At 53.7% G+C, this 21,245-nt stretch carries 23 protein-coding genes; 16 read left to right on the forward strand and 7 right to left on the reverse strand.

Features of this window, described 5'->3' with window-relative positions:
• Positions 1-4: 4 nt before the first annotated feature.
• From rlpA to lipA, 6 genes are all read left to right on the forward strand, one after another.
• Positions 5-1,105 carry an endolytic peptidoglycan transglycosylase RlpA gene (gene rlpA / locus ABLU96_RS13985; protein WP_049084008.1) on the forward strand — a complete coding sequence of 367 codons (1,101 nt, stop codon included), beginning with the start codon at positions 5-7 and terminating at the stop codon, positions 1,103-1,105.
• Between the two features lie 143 nt (positions 1,106-1,248).
• Complete coding sequence (gene dacA, locus ABLU96_RS13990; RefSeq protein ID WP_014228398.1) at positions 1,249-2,448, forward strand: D-alanyl-D-alanine carboxypeptidase DacA; 1,200 nt, start codon at positions 1,249-1,251, stop codon at positions 2,446-2,448.
• Between the two features lie 106 nt (positions 2,449-2,554).
• Positions 2,555-2,818: a DUF493 family protein YbeD gene (gene ybeD / locus ABLU96_RS13995; protein ID WP_004100153.1), complete on the forward strand. Its 264-nt coding sequence runs from the start codon at positions 2,555-2,557 to the stop codon at positions 2,816-2,818.
• A gap of 100 nt (positions 2,819-2,918) precedes the next feature.
• Positions 2,919-3,563 carry a lipoyl(octanoyl) transferase LipB gene (gene lipB / locus ABLU96_RS14000; RefSeq protein ID WP_014228397.1) on the forward strand — a complete coding sequence of 215 codons (645 nt, stop codon included), beginning with the start codon at positions 2,919-2,921 and terminating at the stop codon, positions 3,561-3,563.
• A gap of 137 nt (positions 3,564-3,700) precedes the next feature.
• Positions 3,701-4,654, forward strand: coding sequence for a YbeF family transcriptional regulator (locus ABLU96_RS14005; protein ID WP_046876568.1), 954 nt, complete (start codon positions 3,701-3,703; stop codon positions 4,652-4,654).
• A 187-nt stretch (positions 4,655-4,841) separates the two neighbouring features.
• A complete protein-coding gene (gene lipA / locus ABLU96_RS14010; protein WP_004848774.1) occupies positions 4,842-5,807 on the forward strand; it encodes a lipoyl synthase in 966 nt (321 codons plus the stop codon).
• A gap of 226 nt (positions 5,808-6,033) precedes the next feature.
• Here the strand turns inward: lipA and tatE are convergent, their stop codons facing one another.
• Both tatE and ABLU96_RS14020 read right to left on the reverse strand, forming a co-directional pair.
• Positions 6,034-6,237 carry a twin-arginine translocase subunit TatE gene (gene tatE, locus ABLU96_RS14015; RefSeq protein ID WP_004130411.1) on the reverse strand — a complete coding sequence of 68 codons (204 nt, stop codon included), beginning with the start codon at positions 6,235-6,237 and terminating at the stop codon, positions 6,034-6,036.
• A 127-nt stretch (positions 6,238-6,364) separates the two neighbouring features.
• Entirely contained in the window at positions 6,365-7,153 is a 789-nt protein-coding gene (locus ABLU96_RS14020; protein ID WP_048261236.1) for a deaminated glutathione amidase, read from the reverse strand.
• A gap of 91 nt (positions 7,154-7,244) precedes the next feature.
• Between ABLU96_RS14020 and crcB the strand changes: the two genes are divergently transcribed.
• Entirely contained in the window at positions 7,245-7,628 is a 384-nt protein-coding gene (gene crcB / locus ABLU96_RS14025) for a fluoride efflux transporter CrcB (RefSeq protein ID WP_024358815.1), read from the forward strand.
• Positions 7,629-7,692: 64 nt separating this feature from the next.
• On the opposite strand, the gene cspE is transcribed toward crcB, so the two are convergent.
• A complete protein-coding gene (gene cspE / locus ABLU96_RS14030; RefSeq protein ID WP_004100146.1) occupies positions 7,693-7,902 on the reverse strand; it encodes a transcription antiterminator/RNA stability regulator CspE in 210 nt (69 codons plus the stop codon).
• A 195-nt stretch (positions 7,903-8,097) separates the two neighbouring features.
• Positions 8,098-8,667 carry a lipid IV(A) palmitoyltransferase PagP gene (pagP, locus tag ABLU96_RS14035; RefSeq protein WP_049084006.1) on the reverse strand — a complete coding sequence of 190 codons (570 nt, stop codon included), beginning with the start codon at positions 8,665-8,667 and terminating at the stop codon, positions 8,098-8,100.
• Positions 8,668-8,963: 296 nt separating this feature from the next.
• On the opposite strand from pagP, the gene dcuC reads away from it, so the two are divergent.
• The 4 genes from dcuC (at position 8,964) to uspG (ending at position 12,418) form a co-directional block, all read left to right on the forward strand.
• Positions 8,964-10,337, forward strand: coding sequence for an anaerobic C4-dicarboxylate transporter DcuC (gene dcuC / locus ABLU96_RS14040; RefSeq protein WP_014228392.1), 1,374 nt, complete (start codon positions 8,964-8,966; stop codon positions 10,335-10,337).
• 92 nt (positions 10,338-10,429) lie between these two features.
• Entirely contained in the window at positions 10,430-11,224 is a 795-nt protein-coding gene (gene rna / locus ABLU96_RS14045; RefSeq protein WP_025106404.1) for a ribonuclease I, read from the forward strand.
• Positions 11,225-11,379: 155 nt separating this feature from the next.
• Positions 11,380-11,790 carry a nucleoside diphosphate kinase regulator gene (gene rnk / locus ABLU96_RS14050; RefSeq protein WP_032748687.1) on the forward strand — a complete coding sequence of 137 codons (411 nt, stop codon included), beginning with the start codon at positions 11,380-11,382 and terminating at the stop codon, positions 11,788-11,790.
• 199 nt (positions 11,791-11,989) lie between these two features.
• On the forward strand, positions 11,990-12,418 hold the full coding sequence (gene uspG / locus ABLU96_RS14055; protein ID WP_004100140.1) for a universal stress protein UspG: 429 nt from the start codon (positions 11,990-11,992) through the stop codon (positions 12,416-12,418).
• A 76-nt stretch (positions 12,419-12,494) separates the two neighbouring features.
• Here the strand turns inward: uspG and ahpF are convergent, their stop codons facing one another.
• Positions 12,495-14,060, reverse strand: a complete 1,566-nt coding sequence (gene ahpF, locus ABLU96_RS14060) for an alkyl hydroperoxide reductase subunit F (RefSeq protein ID WP_004848755.1) — start codon at positions 14,058-14,060, stop codon at positions 12,495-12,497.
• Between the two features lie 244 nt (positions 14,061-14,304).
• Entirely contained in the window at positions 14,305-14,868 is a 564-nt protein-coding gene (gene ahpC / locus ABLU96_RS14065) for an alkyl hydroperoxide reductase subunit C (RefSeq protein ID WP_002894394.1), read from the reverse strand.
• 869 nt (positions 14,869-15,737) lie between these two features.
• On the opposite strand from ahpC, the gene ABLU96_RS14070 reads away from it, so the two are divergent.
• The 3 genes from ABLU96_RS14070 to ABLU96_RS14080 all read left to right on the forward strand — a co-directional run bounded on the left by ABLU96_RS14070 (position 15,738) and on the right by ABLU96_RS14080 (position 18,591).
• Complete coding sequence (locus tag ABLU96_RS14070; RefSeq protein WP_046876570.1) at positions 15,738-16,649, forward strand: LysR family transcriptional regulator; 912 nt, start codon at positions 15,738-15,740, stop codon at positions 16,647-16,649.
• Between the two features lie 104 nt (positions 16,650-16,753).
• Positions 16,754-17,977 (forward strand): DUF3440 domain-containing protein, encoded by a 1,224-nt coding sequence (locus ABLU96_RS14075; protein ID WP_048261273.1) that lies wholly within the window; start codon positions 16,754-16,756, stop codon positions 17,975-17,977.
• Complete coding sequence (locus ABLU96_RS14080; protein ID WP_047724253.1) at positions 17,962-18,591, forward strand: ParB/RepB/Spo0J family partition protein; 630 nt, start codon at positions 17,962-17,964, stop codon at positions 18,589-18,591. The genes ABLU96_RS14075 and ABLU96_RS14080 overlap by 16 nt, the downstream gene beginning before the upstream one ends.
• Here ABLU96_RS14080 and ABLU96_RS14085 read toward each other — a convergent pair whose 3' ends face one another.
• Positions 18,592-19,737, reverse strand: a complete 1,146-nt coding sequence (locus ABLU96_RS14085; RefSeq protein WP_163520840.1) for a pyridoxal phosphate-dependent aminotransferase — start codon at positions 19,735-19,737, stop codon at positions 18,592-18,594.
• 194 nt (positions 19,738-19,931) lie between these two features.
• Between ABLU96_RS14085 and mtnC the strand changes: the two genes are divergently transcribed.
• Positions 19,932-20,621, forward strand: coding sequence for an acireductone synthase (gene mtnC, locus ABLU96_RS14090; protein ID WP_014837800.1), 690 nt, complete (start codon positions 19,932-19,934; stop codon positions 20,619-20,621).
• A complete protein-coding gene (locus ABLU96_RS14095; protein ID WP_004848741.1) occupies positions 20,618-21,160 on the forward strand; it encodes an acireductone dioxygenase in 543 nt (180 codons plus the stop codon). Before mtnC ends, ABLU96_RS14095 begins: the two co-directional genes overlap by 4 nt.
• Positions 21,161-21,245 lie beyond the last annotated feature (85 nt).

Consider the following 21,245-nt stretch of genomic DNA (forward strand, 5'->3'; position numbering starts at 1 on the left):
CGCGATGCGTAAGCAATGGCTGGGGATCTGCATAGCAGCAGGGCTGCTGGCGGCATGTTCGAGTGAAGACGTTCAACAGAAAACGGTCAGCACTCCACAGCCGGCCGTTTGCAATGGCCCAACGGTGGAGATTAGCGGCGCCGATCCGCAGTACGAAACGCCTAACGCCACGGCGAATCAGGATTATGAACGCGACGGCAAAAGCTACAAAATCGTCCAGGATCCGTCTAACTTCACCCAGGCAGGCTTCGCAGCCATCTACGACGCCGAGCCTAACAGCAATCTGACCGCATCGGGAGAAGCGTTCGATCCCACGCAGCTTACCGCGGCCCATCCTACGCTGCCGATCCCAAGCTACGCGCGGATCACCAACCTGGCGAACGGCCGCATGATCGTCGTGCGCATCAACGATCGCGGGCCTTACGGTAACGATCGCGTGATTTCACTGTCCCGCGCCTCAGCCGATCGTCTGAATACCTCGAACAATACCAAAGTGCGCATCGACCCGATCGTCGTCGCACCGGACGGCTCGCTTTCCGGTCCGGGTATGGCCTGTACCACCGTAGCCAAACAGACCTACGCGCTGCCCGCCCGCCCGAATCTTGACGGCGACAGCGGCGCGGCAATGAGTCAACCCGCGCAAACTGACGTGCACGCCATCAGTAATTCAACGCTGAAGCCGGAAGACGCCACCGGCGCGCCGGTCAACAGCGGCGGTTTCCTCGGCGCCCCGACGCCGCTGAATAATGGCGTGCTGGAAGGCAGCGAGCCTGTCGTTCAAAGCGCGCCAGTTACCGCCCCGGGTTCAGTACAAGGCAGCGTTGCGCCCGCCGTGGCCGCCACCGCTGCCGTAGCGCCTGCCGCAGCGGCCAGCGCCAGCGGCAATTTCGTCGTACAGGTCGGCGCCGTCAGCGACCAGGCCCGCGCGCAGCAGTACCAGCAGCGTCTGAGTCAGCAATTTTCCGTCCCGGGCCGCGTCACGCAAAACGGCGCGGTATGGCGTATTCAGCTCGGCCCATTCAGCAGCAAAGCGCAGGCCAGCACGATTCAACAGCGTCTGCAAAGCGAAGCTCAGCTGCAGTCATTTATTACTCGCGCCAACTAAAGGCATCGCACCCGCCTCCCCTGCTCGTTGCGCATGACAAAGTCATTAACAAAGTCGTGCGCAATGTCGGATGCTGGTTCGTAGTGCGTTTGTTATAGTAAGGCACTTTTTTTAACTCCATCACGGATGCCGTTGTTCAGACCATGAAGACCTCTTTTACCGCTCGCTTACTCGTTACGGCGCTCTCCGTGGCAGCGCTGTCCTCCGCTGCCCGCGCCGATGACCTGAATATCAAAACGATGATCCCAGGCGCCCCGCAGATTGACGCCGAATCCTGGATTCTTATCGATTACAACTCAGGCAAAGTCCTGGCAGAAAACAACGCCGACTCCCGCCGCGACCCGGCGAGCCTGACCAAAATGATGACCAGCTACGTGATTGGTCAGGCCATGAAAGCGGGCAAGTTTAAAGAGTCCGATCTGGTCACCGTGGGTAACGACGCGTGGGCGACCGGCAACCCGGTCTTTAAAGGCTCCTCGCTGATGTTCCTTAAACCGGGTATGCAAGTGCCGGTTTCGCAGCTGATCCGCGGCATCAACCTGCAGTCCGGCAACGACGCCTGCGTGGCGATGGCCGACTACGTCGCCGGCAGCCAGGATGCCTTCGTCAGCCTGATGAACAACTACGTTAACGCCCTTGGTCTGAAAAACACCCACTTCCAGACCGTACACGGCCTGGATGCCGATGGTCAGTTCAGCTCCGCGCGCGACATGGCGCTTATCGGCCAGGCGCTGATCCGCGATGTCCCGAATGAATACACCATCTATAAAGAAAAAGAGTTTACCTTCAACGGTATTCGTCAGCTCAACCGCAACGGGCTGCTGTGGGATAACAGCCTGAACGTCGACGGGATTAAAACCGGCCATACTGACAAAGCGGGCTATAACCTCGTGGCGTCGGCAACCGAAGGCCAGATGCGCCTGATCTCCGCCGTGATGGGCGGCCGCACCTACAAAGGCCGCGAGTCTGAAAGCAAAAAGCTGCTGACCTGGGGCTTCCGCTTCTTTGAAACCGTTAATCCGATTAAAGCCGGTAAAGAGTTCGCTTCTGAGCCCGCCTGGTTTGGCGATACCGATCGCGCCTCGCTCGGCGTGGATAAAGATGTTTATCTGACTATCCCGCGCGGTCGCATGAAAGATCTGAAAGCCAGCTACGTGCTGAATAACGCTGAGCTGCACGCGCCGCTGCAGAAAAATCAGGTGGTAGGCACCATTAACTTCCAGCTGGATGGCAAAACGATCGATCAGCGCCCGCTGGTCGTACTGCAGGAAATCCCGGAAGGCAATTTCTTCGGTAAAATCATTGATTACATTAAATTAATGTTCCATCACTGGTTTGGTTAAAAATCGACCACTTGAAAGTGTGATTTACATCCCCATATACTAGGTATCCTGATAACTCCCACACGTCGTGGGAGTTATTATTTTTTGTTGTAACACCGGAGCTGACATGAAAACCAAACTTAACGAACTGCTTGAATTCCCTACACCATTTACTTACAAAGTAATGGGACAGGCGTTGCCGGAGCTGGTTGACCAGGTGGTTGAAGTGGTACAGCGCCATGCACCAGGTGATTACTCTCCGACGGTAAAACCCAGCAGCAAAGGCAACTACCACTCTGTCTCTATTACCATCAATGCAACCCATATTGAGCAGGTAGAAACCCTCTACGAAGAGCTGGGCAATATTGAAATCGTTCGGATGGTGCTGTAAATCTCTTCCCCTGACCCGGCATCCACGCCGGGTCATTCTCGCTTTCTCGCTGTGATATACTGCCCCACTCAAATCATTCTCTCTCTGCGGAGACGTTGTTTTGCAGCACAATAAAATCCTCATCCGCCAGCTCGGCCTGCAACCTTACGAACCTGTCTCGCAGGCAATGCATGAATTTACCGACACCCGCGACGATGCCACGCTGGATGAAATCTGGCTGGTAGAGCATTACCCGGTGTTCACACAGGGTCAGGCCGGAAAGGCCGAACATGTTCTGGTTCCCGGCGAGATCCCCGTTATTCAGAGCGATCGCGGCGGACAGGTCACCTATCATGGTCCCGGACAGCAGGTGATGTACGTTCTGCTGAACCTGAAACGGCGCAAGCTGGGCGTACGTGAGCTGGTTACGCTGTTAGAGCAAACCGTTGTGAATACCCTGGCGGAGTACGGTATTGAATCGCACCCGCGAGCCGACGCCCCCGGCGTCTACGTGGGCGATCGAAAAATCTGCTCCCTGGGCTTGCGCATTCGCAAAGGCTGCTCATTCCACGGCCTGGCGCTGAATATCAACATGGATCTGTCACCGTTCCTGAGGATTAACCCCTGCGGTTATGCCGGAATGGAGATGACCCAGATGCGCCAGTGGCTGCCCGATGCCCGTACGGAGACCGTGTCTCCACGCCTGGCCGCCAATCTGCTGGCGTTGCTCAACGATCCACCCGCGGAATATCTTCAAGGCCGCTAGCCATCACGTCCCGCTACTGCGGGACGTCACATTTATCCCTCAGGCGCGATTAAGCCTTTATTTTTGCAATCAATTATCACTAATAAAATAATTGTGGCCGCTATAATGGTGCTAATCATCACTAGCGGAAATACAGAGTGGAAGAAAATAACGCTCAGAGCGTACCAACCGAACGAGTTGACGATCGCTACGATCGGCAGATGTTTCGCATTTTGCGCAACATAGACCTCAATTTACTCACTATTTTTGAAGCTGTTTACGTCCATAACGGTATCGTCAACGCGGCAAAAATACTGAATATCACGCCGTCGGCGATTAGTCAGTCCCTGAACAAACTGCGTGCCCTCTTCCCTGACCCGCTCTTTATTCGCAAGGGCCAGGGCGTGACGCCAACGGCCTACGCCACGCATCTGCATAAGCATATCAGCCAGGGGATGGAGGCGTTTCTCAACGCCCTGGATTTAACCGGCAATACGCAGCGGGAACGGGTAATAACCGTTGCCACCTCCCCGGCTATCGGCGCGTTGATCATGCCGGTTATCACCAAAAAGCTGCGGAGCGTCTTTCCCCAGATTTTGCTGCACAACGTCGCCATTACCGACGCGGCCAGCCAGTTAAACCAGCGTCAGGTTGACCTGCTGGTCGATAGCTTCCCCCACAGCGGGCAGGCGATTACGCACCATGTGCTATTTCAGGATAGCGTACATATCTTCTGCCGGGCAGGGCATCCGGTCCTCGCGCTCCCCGCAAACTCAGCAAACCTGAGCCAATATGAATTCGCTCTCCTGCAGCCCGAAGGCCAGCGCTATACGACAATCCTGCGTCACCTGGAGGAGCATCTCGGCGAACGCCGCTATGGTTTCAGCAGCTACAATCTGTTAACTCAAGCAGCCCTGGTCAACGACAGCGATATGCTGGGGCTAATCACTTCCGGAATGTTTTCCCTGGTCGAGAAGATTTGGCCCTTAAAGATGCTCGATTTCCCGCCGCTGCGGGAAGAAAAAATTGATATTGCGCTGCACTATAACAAGCTCAGCGCGCAGGAGCCCTTGCTGAAAGAGATCGTAGAGACGATTCGTCAGGCTTTTTAGCCGATAAGGCACGAGAGGGAAAAGCATAAAACAACAACTATTTTACAATTTGCCCGGCCAGCAGGCTGCTTTATGCCCCGTATCAATGATATACTGCCTGCGTTTAATTCAAAAATAGTTGATAAATGCAACATTTACTTGAATTGATTCGCTTTCCTTCGTCACTCGCAACTGGAACACGCACGCTATGAGTAAACCCATTGTGATGGAACGCGGTGTAAAATACCGCGATGCCGATAAAATGGCCCTTATCCCGGTGAAAAACGTGGCAACTGAGCGTGAAGCTCTGCTCAGAAAACCGGAATGGATGAAAATCAAACTTCCGGCTGACTCGTCCCGTATCCAGGGGATCAAGGCAGCGATGCGTAAGAACGGCCTGCACTCCGTGTGCGAAGAAGCCTCTTGCCCTAACCTCGCGGAATGTTTTAACCACGGAACGGCAACCTTTATGATCCTGGGCGCCATCTGTACCCGTCGTTGCCCGTTCTGCGATGTTGCCCACGGTCGCCCGGTGACGCCGGACGCCAACGAACCGCAAAAGCTGGCGCAAACCATCGCCGATATGGCGCTGCGCTATGTGGTGGTGACTTCCGTGGATCGCGACGATCTGCGCGATGGCGGCGCTCAGCACTTTGCCGACTGCATCAGCGCGATTCGCGAAAAAAGCCCGACGATTAAAATTGAAACCCTGGTGCCGGACTTCCGCGGCCGTATGGATCGTGCGCTGGAAATCCTTCAGGCGACGCCGCCGGACGTGTTTAACCATAACCTGGAAAACGTGCCGCGCCTGTATCGCCAGGTCCGCCCGGGGGCCGACTACAACTGGTCCCTGAAGCTGCTGGAACGTTTTAAAGAAGCCCACCCGGAGATCCCGACGAAATCGGGCCTGATGGTGGGTTTAGGCGAAACCAATGCTGAAATCGTAGAAGTGATGCGCGATCTGCGCCGCCACGGCGTCACCATGCTGACGTTAGGCCAGTATTTACAGCCGAGCCGCCACCACCTGCCGGTACAGCGCTACGTCAGCCCGGATGAGTTCGAAGAGATGAAAGCCGAAGCGATGGCCATGGGCTTTACCCATGCTGCCTGCGGGCCGTTCGTTCGTTCCTCCTATCATGCCGATCTACAGGCCAAAGGCATGGAAGTGAAGTAATCTCTGCCTCGACCGCGGCGTGATATTTTTAGCGCAGCGGTCCGTTCTGCCGATGCGTTTCGTTACCCGCTAAAAATCCCACTCCGGTAACAGTTGGTTGCATCTTTTTCGTCAAAACCCAGTGCAAATAACAAAAGAGGCCGCAGCGCTATCGCTGCAGCCTCTTTGCCGACGCGGTTTATCCCCGCCGGTAGCGAGCCCCCTCGTTCAGGAAACTCGTCGCGAATTACTCTTTATGAGAGAGCTTCTGTGCCGGCGCTTCTTCAGCACTGGTCTTTTTCGCACTGTCATCGTCATCGTTCATGGCTTTTTTAAAGCCTTTGATAGCCGAGCCCAGGTCTCCACCCAGCGTGCGTAACTTTTTGGTACCAAACACCAGGATAATCAGCGCTGCGACTACCAGCAGTTTGGTAATACTAATCTCACCCATAGCTAACCTTCTTCTCTAATACAAGCTGCGAATACGCCATCATACACGCATACAATTAACGGCTATTTGACGCGCGGACACAATAGCAATCTGTAACAAGGTGAATCAAGCCTTGTTTAAAAAAACGTCATAATAATTGCGGTGGCGCAAAGCGGCGATTCTGCAACACCGGCAGACGCTCGCGTACCTGCTGAATATAATCAGCTGAAAGTTCGGCAAAAATCAACTGCGGCCGCTCTCCTGCCCCGGCAAGCGTTGTTCCTAAGGGATCGACAATACGACTCTGGCCGATATTACGCGTCCCGCACTCCCCGGCGGCGACAATATAACAGGTAGTATCCAGGGCCCGCGCCGCCAATAGCGTCGCCCAGTGGTGCTCCTTCAGCGGCCCTTTTACCCACGCGGCGGGCAACACGATGAGCTGCGCACCGCTGAGCGCTAACGACAGCGCCAGCTCAGGGAAACGTAAATCGTAGCAGGTCATCAGCCCGACGCGCATCCCATCCACCTCGATAAGCGGCGGAATCTGCCGCCCGGCATCGACCAGCCGGGACTCCTGGATATTGAAAGCATCATATAGATGCAGTTTCTGATATTGCGCAATAATCCTGCCCTGACGTAGCGCCACCAGCGTATTCGCTGCCCGTCCTTCGCCGGAAGGAATATGCAGGGTCAGCACCGTCGTCAACGCGCTGTTTTCGCTCTCTGCCAGCAAGAGCCGTAGAAAGCCGCCATCAAGGCGCTGGGCGGATTTAACCGATAAGTCCGCATCGCTATCGTCTCGCGCCAGCAGCGCTTCCGGGAGAACCAGAAGCGCAGCCCCCCGCTCCGCGGCCTGACGCATCATGCTCACGCAGGTCTGCGCGTTTTCCGTCCAGTCCGGCGTTACGGCAAATTGTCCGGCAGCAACAAGCATCTTTTCTCTCCCGTCAGGTTAGTCATAGCCAGTGAGGTCTTTCGCGCGCTACACTCGAAGTTTAGTCTCGATCAATAAACAGGGAATGACCGTGTTGCAACTCCTTTTGGCTGTGTTTCTTGGCGGCGGCACCGGCAGCGTTTTGCGCTGGTGGCTGGGTATGAAGTTTAACCCTATGCATCATGCTATCCCCATTGGTACGCTCACCGCTAACCTGCTGGGCGCTTTTATTATCGGCGCAGGGCTGGCATGGTTTAACCGCCTGACGGATATCGATCCTATGTGGAAGCTGCTTATCACCACCGGCTTTTGCGGCGGGCTGACCACCTTCTCCACGTTTTCCGCCGAAGTGGTGTTTCTACTCCAGCAGGGGCGCTTTAGCTGGGCGTTACTCAACGTACTGGTCAACTTGTTAGGCTCATTTGCCATGACGGCCGCCGCGTTCTGGCTGTTTTCACATGCGGCCAGCCGCTAGCCCCTGACCGCAGGCAAAAAAAAACCCGCCATGAGCGGGTTTTTATATTCTACTGACGCGTTGCTTAGATAGGCATTACGTTTGCAGCAGAAGGGCCTTTGGCACCGTTAGTGATTTCGAACTCTACGCGCTGACCTTCAGCCAGAGTTTTGAAACCGTTGGACTGGATTGCAGAGAAATGTACGAATACATCTTTGCTGCCATCTTCCGGAGTAATGAAACCGAATCCTTTGGACTCATTAAACCACTTAACGTTACCTTTAATCTTAGACATCAAAATTACCTTTATATGAAAAAATCGACACTAATACTGTGTCGGGTATCAGTACACCAATTGTGGTACCTTTTGTCCAGCGCAACTTTGCTAAAAAGTGATAAAAGTCTCTATCTTTTTGCACCGGGCTCACGTTAGTCATTGTTTTTCAACAAGACAGTCCGCTTATCTCTTTTATTGCTATAAAAAATCGCATCAAAACTGAATGCGCGCCCAGGCAAAGTAAACGTTTCCGTTGTTATAGGTGCCCGGGATATAGGTCATCTGGAACGTGGCCGGGCCGTAACCGATAGAAGCCAGAGGCAGCACGACCGGAATCGGGATGTAGTTCCAGTTATCGCGCGCCGTCACGCCAAGCGTATAGCCTAAACCCAGATGGAAATTATCGTCTGCTAAGGGACGCCAGGTTTTCTCCCAGCCATAGCCGCCGATAGGCTCCCACTTATTATAAGAGTCTTTAAAGGCCATCAAATAGATGCCATGCCAGTTCCCTTTATCATCCCAGCGCGAGACGCCGAAGCCGGCGCCCCAGGGACGTTCGTTGTAGCGGTCCGTTTTCTCTTTGTCATAGGCGAAACGGGCGTGCCAGGTCACCGCGGGGATATAAAGATCATAGTGCTCAGGCTCACTCCAGGTCTGCGCGACGTTATCGCTCAGCGTATTGTAGCCGTCGCGAAGCGTCGAACTAAACGAAGCATTAGCGGAGGTGGATGATAGCAGCAGGCCCAGGCATCCCAGAAACAACCCTATAAATCGACGTCGCATTACACTTTTCTCTTACCAGTATCATTTTTAAAGCGGAGTAAGATAACAAAGATAATCTTAATACTACCTTAACGGTATTAGGCAAACTCTTGATTTATCCGGTGCAAAAAATCTGAAAATCTCTCGCGTCCAGGCTTTGACCGGGCGGGCATGTTACTGCCTGACAGGGATTCTCATCGATTTATTGATTTGCGTCAGCGAGTTTTGCCCGTTTTTTAGGCACATTCCCTCACTAAATTTTTTCTTCGCTTCATTTATTAGTAGATTCTTTGGGTTAATGGTTTAGGGGTAAAAGAATGCTTACGCTAGTAGAGATCCTGATTGGGATTGTGGTCATTGTGGGCGTCGCCCGCTATATCATTAAAGGCTATTCCGCCACCGGCGTGCTGTTCGTCGGTGGCTTAGTATTACTCATCGCCAGCGCGCTGATGGGGCATAAGGTTTTACCAGGCGACGCAAAGAGCACCGGTTATTCTGCAACCGATATTGTTGAATATATTAAGATACTGCTGATGAGCCGCGGCGGCGACCTCGGCATGATGATCATGATGCTCTGCGGTTTCGCGACTTATATGACGCACATCGGCGCCAATGACATGGTGGTGAAGCTGGCGTCAAAACCGCTGCGCTTCATTAACTCCCCCTATCTACTGATGATCGCCGCTTATTTCGTTGCCTGCCTGATGTCGCTGGCCGTCTCCTCCGCTACCGGTCTGGGAGTACTGCTGATGGCGACACTGTTCCCGGTGATGGTCAACGTGGGCATCAGCCGCGGCGCTGCCGCCGCTATCTGCGCTTCTCCGGCGGCGATTATTCTCTCCCCCACTTCCGGGGATGTCGTGCTGGCCGCCAAAGCCGCCGAAATGCCGCTGATTGACTTTGCCTTTAAAACCACGCTGCCCATTTCTATTGTGGCCATTATCAGCATGGCGATCGCTCACTTTTTCTGGCAGCGCTACCTGGATAAAAAAGAAAACGTCGCCCATGAAATGCTCGATGTAAACGAGATAACCACGACCGCCCCCGCTTTCTACGCCATTCTGCCGTTTACGCCGATAATCGGCGTACTGATTTTCGACGGCAAATGGGGCCCGGAGCTGCACATCATCACCATTCTTGTGCTCTGCATGCTGCTGGCGGCGGTTCTGGAATTCTGCCGCGGCTTTAACACTAAAAATGTGTTCAATGGCCTGGAAGCGGCGTATCGCGGCATGGCTGACGCGTTTGCCGGTGTGGTGATGCTGCTGGTGGCCGCCGGCGTCTTTGCTCAGGGGCTGAGTACCATTGGCTTTATTAACGGTCTGATCTCTATCGCCACGTCGTTCGGCTCCGCCAGTATCATTCTGATGCTGGTGCTGGTCATTCTGACCATGCTGGCGGCGATGACCACCGGTTCCGGTAACGCCCCCTTCTATGCTTTCGTTGAGATGATCCCGAAGCTGGCGCACTCTTCCGGCATCAATCCGGCTTATCTCTCGATCCCGATGCTGCAGGCATCTAACCTTGGCCGAACCATTTCTCCGGTCTCCGGCGTGGTGGTCGCCGTGGCCGGGATGGCAAAAATTTCGCCGTTCGAAGTGGTGAAACGGACCTCTGTCCCGGTGCTGGTTGGTTTGTTAGTGGTGATTATCGCCACCGAAGTTCTGGTTCCCGGCAGCGCAATCCGCTAACGCTGAAACCGTGTGAAAAGGCGCCTGTTGGCGCCTTTTTTATGCTTTAATAACTCAATGTTATCAATGACCATTTGTCATCAGGAATAAAAATGTTCAGGAAGGATTTCGTTGCCATTGCCCTTTTGCTCAGCGCCGCCCAGGTCAGCGCAGATCCGCTGATCGCCACACAATACGGTGATTTTGACCGCTACGTGCTGGCTCTCTCCTGGCAAACGGGGTTCTGCCAAAGTATGCAAGACCGCAACCGCAGCGAACCGGAAGAGTGCCGCCTGCAGCAGGAACTCAGCAATAAAGCCGATTTTCTCACCGTTCACGGCCTGTGGCCGAGCCTGCCAAAATCTATTGCCGCGCGCGGGGTGGACGAGCGCCGCTGGATGCGCTTTGGCTGTGCGACCCGCCCTGTTCCCAATATGCCGGAAGCAAAAGCCGGGCAAAAATGTCGGGCGGCTGAAACCGGGCTCTCGCTGGAAATGGCCAATAAGCTTAACGGCGTGATGCCGGGTTCGGGCGGTAACTCATGTCTCGAACGTTATGAATACGCCAAGCATGGCGTTTGCTTTGGTTTCGATCCTGACAACTATTTCGGCACCATGGTGCGCCTGAACGGCGAGATCAAACAGAGCCATCTGGGCGCCTTCCTGGCCAGGCACTATGGGCAAACCGTTAGCCGGGATGACTTCAACGCCGCGGTTGCTGAAGCCTATGGAAAACAGAACGTCAGGGCTTTCAAGTTAACCTGCAACGGCAACCCAGCCTATCTGACTGAGATGCAAATCTCCATCAAAGCCGCGGCCATTAATGCCCCTCTCTCCGCTGATTCATTCTTACCCCAACCCCATCCGGGGAACTGCGGTAAGCAATTTCTGCTGGATAAAGCCGGCTAGATTTCATACAACTTCGCTATGGTTCGTTGATGAATGTGCGTTTAATCACTTCAAACCACCAGCAAGTCTCAGTATGATGAGAGGACATTAACCCTTGCCATTTTCGGTGAGGGTTTTCTTTTACGGACAGGTTCCTGGATAACATGGAGTATGAGATGACCAGACCCGCAATTATCATTAATGAACTGGATGCAGAACGCATCGACAGGCTGCTGGAACAACCGGCTTTCGCCAACTCACCGGTAGCGGACGCGCTGAATGACGAGCTCGACCGCGCGCAGATGCTGGCCCCGGAAGCCATGCCGCATGATGTTGTCAGCATGAATAGCCAGGTCAGATTTCGCGATTTAACCACCGGTGAAGAGCGCATCCGCACGCTGGTTTTCCCGGCGCAGGTCACGGATAGCGCCACCCAGCTTTCGGTGATGGCGCCGGTTGGCGCAGCCCTGCTGGGCCTCAAAGTCGGCAGCACCATTCACTGGGAATTACCGGGCGGCACCTCAACGCACCTTGAAGTGCTGGAATTGCTGTATCAGCCGGAGGCCGCTGGCGATTTCCACCGTTAATCTCCCCGCTGCCTGAAGCGTTTCGCGCTTTATCCAGAGGATGTGACTGCATCCTCTTTCTGCATCTTTCGCTCTTCTCCTCTCTTTTGACAAACTTTTACGCCGCCCTCGTACCGTTCTGACAATTTTGCGACCTGAATGGCACAATACTTTCCTATAATGTGTTGATATAAAAGCAGACGAACAAGGAGGAATGCATATGTATAAAACCATCATTATGCCCGTTGATGTCTTTGAAATGGAGTTAAGCGATAAAGCCGTTCGCCATGCGGAGTTTTTAGCCCAGCAGGACGGGGTTATCCATCTTCTCCACGTACTGCCCGGTTCATCAAGCTTCACGATGAGTCGTTTTACCGCCGATCTGCGCCGCTTTGAAGAGCATTTGCAGCATGAAGCAGAAACGCGCCTGAAAACGATGGCCGGCCATTTCAGCATTGACCCGTCGCGAATCAAAATGCACGTCCGCTTTGGCAACGTGCGCGATATGGTCAATGAACTGGCCAATGAAATTAAAGCCGATGTGGTGGTGATAGGCTCCCGCAACCCTTCAATCAGCACCCATCTGCTGGGTTCCAACGCCTCGAGCGTGATTCGCCATGCGCATATTCCGGTGATGGTGGTCAGGTAGCGGCAGTAAGGTAAAAAAAGAGGCTACCCCAGGGTAGCCTCTTTGCTGTGCAGGTTTGGTCTTACTTTATTATGAATTATGCAGTCTTAGTGCGAATCAGGTAATCGAACGAGCTCAAGGACGCCTTCGCACCTTCGCCGGTGGCGATAATAATCTGTTTGTACGGAACGGTCGTGCAGTCGCCGGCAGCGAAAACGCCCTTCACGTTGGTTTCACATTTCGCATCAATGATGATTTCACCCATGCGGTTGCGCTCAATCGCGCCTTCCAGCCAGTTGGTATTCGGCAGCAGACCGATCTGCACGAAGATCCCCGACAGCGCCACGTGATGCTCATCGCCGCTCACGCGGTCGCGGTACTGCAGGCCAGTGACTTTGCTACCGTCGCCCACCACTTCCGTGGTCTGCGCGTTGAGAATGATATCGACGTTTTTCAGGCTGCGGACTTTATCCTGCAGAACCTGGTCGGCCTTCATTTCCGGCGCGAACTCCAGCAGAGTAACATGTTCAACTACGCCAGCCAGATCGATTGCCGCTTCCACACCGGAGTTACCGCCGCCGATAACCGCCACGCGCTTGCCTTTAAACAGCGGGCCGTCGCAGTGCGGGCAGTAGGTCACGCCCTTGGTACGATACTGATCCTCACCCGGCACGTTCATGTTACGCCATTTCGCGCCGGTGGCAATGATAACGCTACGCGCTTTCAGCACCGCGCCGGAGGCGGTCTCAACCTGATGCAGGCCGCCTTCAACCGTCGCCGGGATCAGTCTGGAGGCGCTCTGAGAATCGATCACATCAACATCGTATTCGCTGACGTGCGCTTTTAATGCGCCAGCCAGTTTCTGGCCTTCCGTTTTGGGTACGGAAATATAGTTTTCAATATCAACGGTATCCAGCACCTGGCCGCCAAAGCGTTCACCCATCAGGCCGGTACGAATGCCTTTACGCGCGGAGTAAACGGCTGCCGCTGCGCCGGACGGGCCGGAGCCAACGATTAAGACATCATAGGCTTCACGTTTATTCAGCTCTTCCGCCGCGCGTTTTTCCGCGCCGGTATCCACTTTGGCAACGATTTCCGTCAGCGTCATGCGACCCTGACCAAATTCCTTACCGTTCATAAATACCGCCGGTACGCCCATCACGTTGCGTTCGGTGATTTCATTCTGATACGTTCCGCCGTCAATCGCCGTGTGCTTGATGCGCGGGTTCAGTACCGCCATCAGGTTCAGCGCCTGAACCACATCCGGGCAGTTATGGCATGAAAGCGAATAGTAGGTTTCGAATTCAAAATCACCGTCGATATTGCGGATCTGCTCCAGCAGGGTCTGCGCTTCTTTTGACGGATGACCGCCGGTCCACAGCAGAGCCAGAACTAAAGAGGTGAATTCATGTCCCAGCGGAGAGCCGGCAAAGCGCGGCCCCTGGCTGGAGCCGGGATTGGTAATCAGGAATGACGGCTTACGCACCGCCAGGCCGTTATCTTCTTTAAAGGTGACTTTATCTGACAGTTCAGCAATTTCAGCCAGCAGTTCCCTGATTTCTGCCGATTTAGCGCCGTCATCCAGCGTGGCAATCAGCTCAACAGGTTTGGTCAGCTTCTCAAGATAAGCCTTGAGCTGGGTTTTCATGTTGGTGTCGAGCATTTTTATCTCCTGGGCTTAAAACATCATCATGCAAGCGGCCTCGTTCAGGCAGCCTGAATACGCTTGCATCATGGTGTTGGAATAAAACGGGCGCAGATGCGCCCAGATATTACTACGCAATTTCCTAAGCATTTCGCGCAAGAGCAAGGCGGCTAGCCTGAGAATCCCCGGAAGCTTACCTCAGTAAGTGACCGGGGTGAGCAGGCGACGCCAACGCAGCAATTGCGTGAAAGGAGACGGAAATTTAGATTTTGCCGACCAGGTCCAGAGACGGAGCCAGAGTCGCTTCACCTTCTTTCCATTTAGCCGGGCACACTTCGCCTGGGTGAGAAGCTACGTACTGAGCTGCTTTGATTTTACGCAGCAGGTCAGACGCGTCGCGGCCGATACCTTCAGCGGTAACTTCGATAGCCTGGATGATACCCTGCGGGTCAACAACGAAGGTGGCACGATCTGCCAGGCCTTCATCTTCACGCATGTTGTCGAAGTTACGGGTCAGGGCGCCAGTCGGGTCGCCGATCATCGCGTATTTGATTTTCGCGATGGTTTCAGAGCTGCTGTGCCACGCTTTGTGGGTGAAGTGAGTGTCGGTAGAGACGGAGTAAACGTCTACGCCCAGCTTCTGCAGTTCTTCGTAGTGGTCTGCCACATCGCCCAGTTCGGTCGGGCAAACGAAGGTGAAGTCAGCCGGGTAGAAGAAGAAGACGCTCCAGCGGCCTTCAGTATCTTTCTCGGTAACTTCGATGAATTCACCGTTTTTGAACGCCTGGTTTTTGAAAGGTTTGATTTTGGTATTAATTAAGGACATCTATACTTCCTCCGTGTTTTCGTTGAGGTCTAAGTTAACGAATTTTTCCTGACTCGACCAATGCGTTTGCATTATCGAATCAATAAGCGTTATCTAACAACCGGAACAAGACAACTTTGTGAACCTGTCAACGCGATGGCAATCTTCTACCGCGTTTCGCATTATATGCGCTGAAAAGTAAAAAGGCCGCCCTAGCAGGCGGCCCCGTTACCTGAAACACCCGCAGGTAGGTTCAGCGCCAGTAGCTGGCAGTGTGTTGCGCTCTACACCTTAATGTAACAGCTAAGGGATTACATCACCCGCTGAACGAAAGGGCAATCCGCGCGGCGGCAGGTCTTACCTATGGCTGTAATAGGTTTTACCGCTAGCCCTACTTTTCCCGGTGTTTTCACCGGGCATCATCATGTCGAAACGCCCGTTCTTTCTGACATGTTTCCCGCGTTAGCGCGATGCAGACGGTCACCACTGCCGCTCTTCCAATTGCCATACTTGCCCGCAGGACCAGCGAAAGCCGGAGAATAAAAATATTTAATTACCGCCCGCGGTTGATGAACACCCTCAGTGCCACACGCGGATCAGTAATTTATAATATGAATAACCCAATAGACTTCAACAAGCGTTCGGGCTTCCCCTTAAAGAAAAACTACAGATGATAAGCGGGGCAAGATAAGTATTTATAAATGACCTCCTCCCCTGCCTTCAGCGGTACACAAAAGGATCTGGTAGAATGCGCAACGCTGGTATATATTTAGATAAACTTAATAACAGCGCCTGCATTAAATAATAAGAAACAAATATTCACACAATGAATATAATACAGACATATAGTCACCTATTTTCCATACCGCCAGCTTAACAGGACGTTGATAATGGCTAATCTTTACGATCTCAAGAAATTTGATCTGAACCTACTCGTTATTTTCGAATGCATTTACCAGCATTTGAGCATCAGTAAAGCGGCGGAAACGCTATTCATTACGCCTTCTGCCGTCAGTCAGTCGCTACAGCGGCTACGCACCCAGCTGAATGACCCGCTATTCGTTCGTTCAGGTAAAGGAATTACGCCTACCACCGTCGGGGTTAATCTCCACCATCATCTTGAAAAAAATCTTAATCAATTAGAACAAACTATTTATCTCACCAATCGTTCTGAATTAAAGAAACGTCTGGTTGTTTATGCGCCGCAGCTTTTTATTACCCCTAAAACAACCAGCCTGATCCATATGTTATTAGATGATTCAAACCTTCACGTTGAACATCATGACCTGCTGGCGTCAGGAGAGTCGGTAGAAAGCCTGCTGGCCTACCGTAAAGCCGACCTGATATTCAGCACCACCCCCCTGTCATCGCGAGCCACGGTGTGTAAACGTATCCAGGAGCTGGACATTTCACTGGTTTGTAGCGAAAATCATCCACGGCTGGCATTGCTAACAACGACGAAAGCCATACTGCAGGAGCGCTTTACTTATTATATTTGTAACGATCAGGGAACGAAGTCTTTTCAAAGCCAGGCTGCCGGCATACTTTCTGATAGAAAAATTTCTTTCAGTAGCGACTCATACACCGCTATCCTTAATGTTATTCAGCAAACTGATATTATTGGTTTTGTGCCTACCTGTATTTTAGAGCACATCAGTTTCCATAATAAATTTAAAATTATAGAGGCGCCATTTAAGATCCCCTCCATCGCTATTTATATGATTTACAATCGGGTAAACCTTGACGACCCGAACTTTGCAAACTTTATCGACGAGTGCGAAAAGAATAATATTATTGAATAATTTAAGCCATTTGATTTAATTGATGAATGATAACTAATCGCTTGATTAAGAAATAAATATGATATAAGTACACAGTATCTTTAAGAATTAAAGGAATAATGGCTGTGTCTTTTATAAAACTTCCATTACCCGAGTCCGTTCTGCAGGCCAGTCAGCAGCGAATAGAATGGGTAATGGAAAACTTCTCCCGTATTTGCGTCTCTTTTTCTGGCGGTAAAGATTCTACAACCATGCTGCATCTCACGGCGCAGCAGGCCCGCCGTACAGGCAAAAAGATTTGCGTCCTGTTTGTCGACTGGGAAGCGCAGTTCTCCTGCACCATTGCGCATTGTGAAAAGATGCGCGCAGAGTATCGCGACGTTATTGAGCAATTTTTCTGGGTCGCGTTGCCTCTCACCACGCAGAACTCTCTGACCCAATATCATCCCGAATGGCAGTGCTGGGAACCCGGCGCGCGCTGGGTGCGCCAACCGCCAAAGGACGCGATTACCGATCCCGGCTTTTTCCCGTTTTATCAATCGGGCATGAGTTTTGAAACGTTCGTTCGCGAATTTGCCGATTGGTTTTCGCGAAATCGTCCCGCGGCGATAATGATCGGCATCCGCGCCGATGAATCGTTAAATCGGTTTATCACCATCTCCTCGCAGCGCAAGCTTCGCTTCGCCGACGATAAACCCTGGACCACCTCCGCGCCGGGCGGACACGCGTGGTACATCTACCCTATCTACGACTGGAAAACCGCCGATATCTGGACCTGGTTCGGTAAAAGCGGCCTTTCCTACAACCCGCTCTATAACCTGATGTATCAGGCGGGCGTTCCGCTGCGCTATATGCGTATCTGCGAACCCTTTGGCCCGGAGCAGCGCCAGGGGCTGTGGCTCTACCATGTGCTGGAGCCTGAACGCTGGGCCGCCATGTGCCAGCGCGTCAGCGGCGTCCACTGCGGCGGGGTCTACGCCGGTCACGATAATCAGTTCTATGGCCATCGTAAGCTGGATAAACCCGCGCATCATACCTGGAAAAGCTTCGCCCTGTTTTTACTCGACAGCATGCCGGAGAAAACGGCGGAACATTACCGCAATAAAATCGCCGTCTATCTTCACTGGTACCAAAAAAAGGGAATGATGGATATTCCGGACACGCAACCGGCGGATATTGGCTCGAAAGACGTCCCGTCCTGGCGGCGCATCTGTAAGGTTCTGTTGAACAATGATTACTGGTGCCGCCAGCTCTCTTTCAGCCCGACCAAAGCGACGCAATATAAACGCTATCGCGAACGGATGAATAAAAAGCGCCAGCAATGGGGAATACTATGCAACGACAATTAATCCAGGATCTCGAACGCTATCTACAATCGCTGGAAGATGAAGAGGAAAAGATTACTGCGCTTAACGCCTTTCGCCAGATTCTGCATGAATATAGCCCCTTCAAATCACAACCGGTTGACTGCGTATTGTGGGTAAAACAGGACGCCGTTTTGCCTAATGATTACAACCCAAATAACCTTGCTCCACCGGAAAAACGCCTGCTGTTCACCTCGCTGGAAACGGACGGCTTCACGCAGCCCATTGTGGTAGTGAAACAGGATCAGGAGCGCTATTCCATTATCGACGGTTTTCACCGTCATGAGCTGGCGAGCGGCAGAGCGGCGCTGAAAAAACGGCTGAAAGGCTACCTTCCCGTCACCTGCCTGGAAAAGAGCAGCCCCGGGCGTGATTCTCTGATGGCCGCCACCATCCGCCACAACCGGGCGCGCGGACGTCATCAGATTCATGCGATGTCGGAAATCGTCCAGGAGCTGGCGCATCTCGGCTGGTGTGACGAGAAAATCGGCAAAGAGTTAGGGATGGACTCAGACGAAGTATTGCGCCTGAAGCAAATCAACGGCCTGGTGGAGATGTTCGGCGACCGTCAATTTTCTCAGGCGTGGACCGTTAAATAACTACAGACGACACAGTCGTTCCGCCGCAGCCAGCAGCGTGGCTGGCTGTTTGGCGAAGCACAGGCGTATCAGCTTATGCGGGAACGGATCGGCGCAGAACACCGACAGCGGGATCGCCGCAACGCCGATCTCGGTGGTGAGCCAGCGGCAGAAGTTGACATCATCCAGATCGGAGACCGCGCTGTAGTCCGCCAGCAGGAAGTAGGTCCCTTCGCAGGGCAAAATTTCCAGACGGCTGGCGCGCAGCGCATCAATAAACAGGTCCCGCCGCTCGCGGTAAAACGCCGGCAGCTGGCGATAGTGCTCTGGCTCGCTGCGCAGCATATCGGCAATCGCCAGCTGAGCGGGCGTATTGACGGCAAAAGTCAGATACTGATGCACTTTACGCAGCTCGGCGCTAATGGCGGCAGGCGCCACGCAGTAGCCCACCTTCCAGCCGGTCATATGAAAGGTCTTGCCAAACGAAGAGACCGCCACCGCCCGCTCGCGCAGCTGCGGATGCGCCAGCACGCTGGCATGCCCTTCGGCGGCAAAGCAGATATGTTCGTAAACCTCATCGCTCAGCACATAGATTTCACGATCGGCAATCGCCTGCCACAGCGCGGCAAAATCTTCCCGCTGCCATACCGTCGCTGACGGGTTGTGCGGCGTATTGAGGATAACCAGCCGGGTTTTGTCGCTGAGGCTCGCGGCGAACTGCTGCCAGTCAACGCGAAAATGCGGCGGCTGGAGAGCAATGCGCTTCAGCACGCCGCCCGACAGCTCAATCGCCGGGGCGTAGCTATCATAGCTAGGGTCAAAGCAAATGACTTCGTCGCCGGAACGTACCAGCGCGGTAATCGCCGCATAGAGCGCTTCCGTCGCGCCGGCGGTAACGGTCACGTCGCTGTTGGCATCGGGACGGTAGCCGTACAGCTCTTCCGTTTTATCGACGATGGCGTCGCGTAGCGCGGCCACGCCGGTCATCGGCGCGTACTGATTCGCCCCCTGCGCCACGTGATGCGCCAGACGCTCCTGCAGATAGCGCGGACCATCGAAATCCGGGAACCCCTGCGACAGGTTAATCGCCTGATGCTGCTGGGCCAGAGCGCTCATTTGGGTAAAGATCGTGGTGCCCAGTGAAGGAAGTTTACTCTCAGGAATCAGTGGCTTATTGCTCATTCTTTTTGTACCGTCTGTGATGCTGTTGTTGAAGCCACTATAACACGATGTTAATATTTGGCAATCAAGACGCTTAGACGTCTAAATGATAATGTTATTTCGCTTATGCTTATGAGTGGAAAACAGCGAGCAGCACAACGCCACCGTCAGCACGACCTACCGCTCACTCTGGAGAACTCATGATCCGCGCTATCGTGACCGATATTGAAGGCACCACCAGCGACATTCGCTTCGTCCACAACGTCCTGTTCCCGTACGCTCGCGAACGCCTGGCCGGCTTCGTGACCGCCCAGCAGTTTGTCGATCCGGTAAAGACCATTCTCGATAACCTGCGCGAAGAGATCGCCCAACCGGCGGCCAGCGTCGAGCAGCTTATTGCTACCCTGTTCGCCTTTATGGATGAAGACCGCAAATCCACCGCCCTCAAGGCGCTCCAGGGGATTATCTGGCGCGAAGGCTACGTCAATGGCGACTTCACCGGCCACCTGTATCCTGACGTCCTGCCGTCGCTGGAAAAATGGAAGTCACAGGGTATTGATTTATATGTATATTCCTCAGGCTCTGTCGCCGCGCAGAAATTGTTATTTGGCTACAGCGACGAAGGTGATATTACTCATCTGTTTAACGGCTATTTCGATACCCTGGTAGGCGCCAAGCGCGAAGCGCAGTCCTACCGCAATATTGCTGAGCAGCTGGGACAGCCTCCTGCCGCCATCCTGTTCCTGTCCGATATCCATCAGGAGCTGGATGCCGCCGAAGAGGCCGGCTTCCGCACCCTACAGCTGGTGCGCGGCGACCGTGACCCGGCCAGCCACCATCCGCAGGTTCAGCGTTTTGACGATATTCATCCGGAGCAGATCCCAGCATGAGCGCATTAACCATTTTTTCCGTGAAAGACCCGCAAAACTCTCTCTGGCACAGCACGAACGCCGAAGAGATCCAGCAGCAGCTCAACGCCAAAGGCGTCCGCTTCGAGCGCTGGCAGGCCGACCGCGATTTAGGCGCGGCGCCAGCCTCAGAAACGGTTATTGCCGCCTATCAGCATGCGATTGATAAGCTGGTGGCTGAGAAGGGTTACCAGAGCTGGGACGTGATCAGCCTGCGTGCGGATAATCCGCAGAAAGAGGCGCTGCGGGAAAAATTCCTCAACGAGCATACCCACGGGGAAGACGAAGTGCGCTTCTTCGTCGAGGGGGCCGGCCTGTTTTGCCTGCATATTGGCGACGAGGTATTCCAGGTGCTCTGTGAAAAGAACGACCTGATTTCCGTTCCGGCGCACACGCCGCACTGGTTTGATATGGGCTCGGAGCCCAACTTCACCGCCATCCGCATCTTCGACAACCCGGAAGGCTGGATTGCCCAGTTTACCGGCGACGATATCGCCAGCGCCTACCCGCGGCTGGCGTAACGCCGCGATTCAACGGGTGAACAGGCTTATCATCACTCTCAAGGCGCTTTCCCGGAGGCGGCGCGTAACGCGCCTGTCCGGGCTA

The organism is Klebsiella sp. CN_Kp106 (assembly GCF_040064575.1).
GTDB lineage: Bacteria > Pseudomonadota > Gammaproteobacteria > Enterobacterales > Enterobacteriaceae > Klebsiella > Klebsiella michiganensis.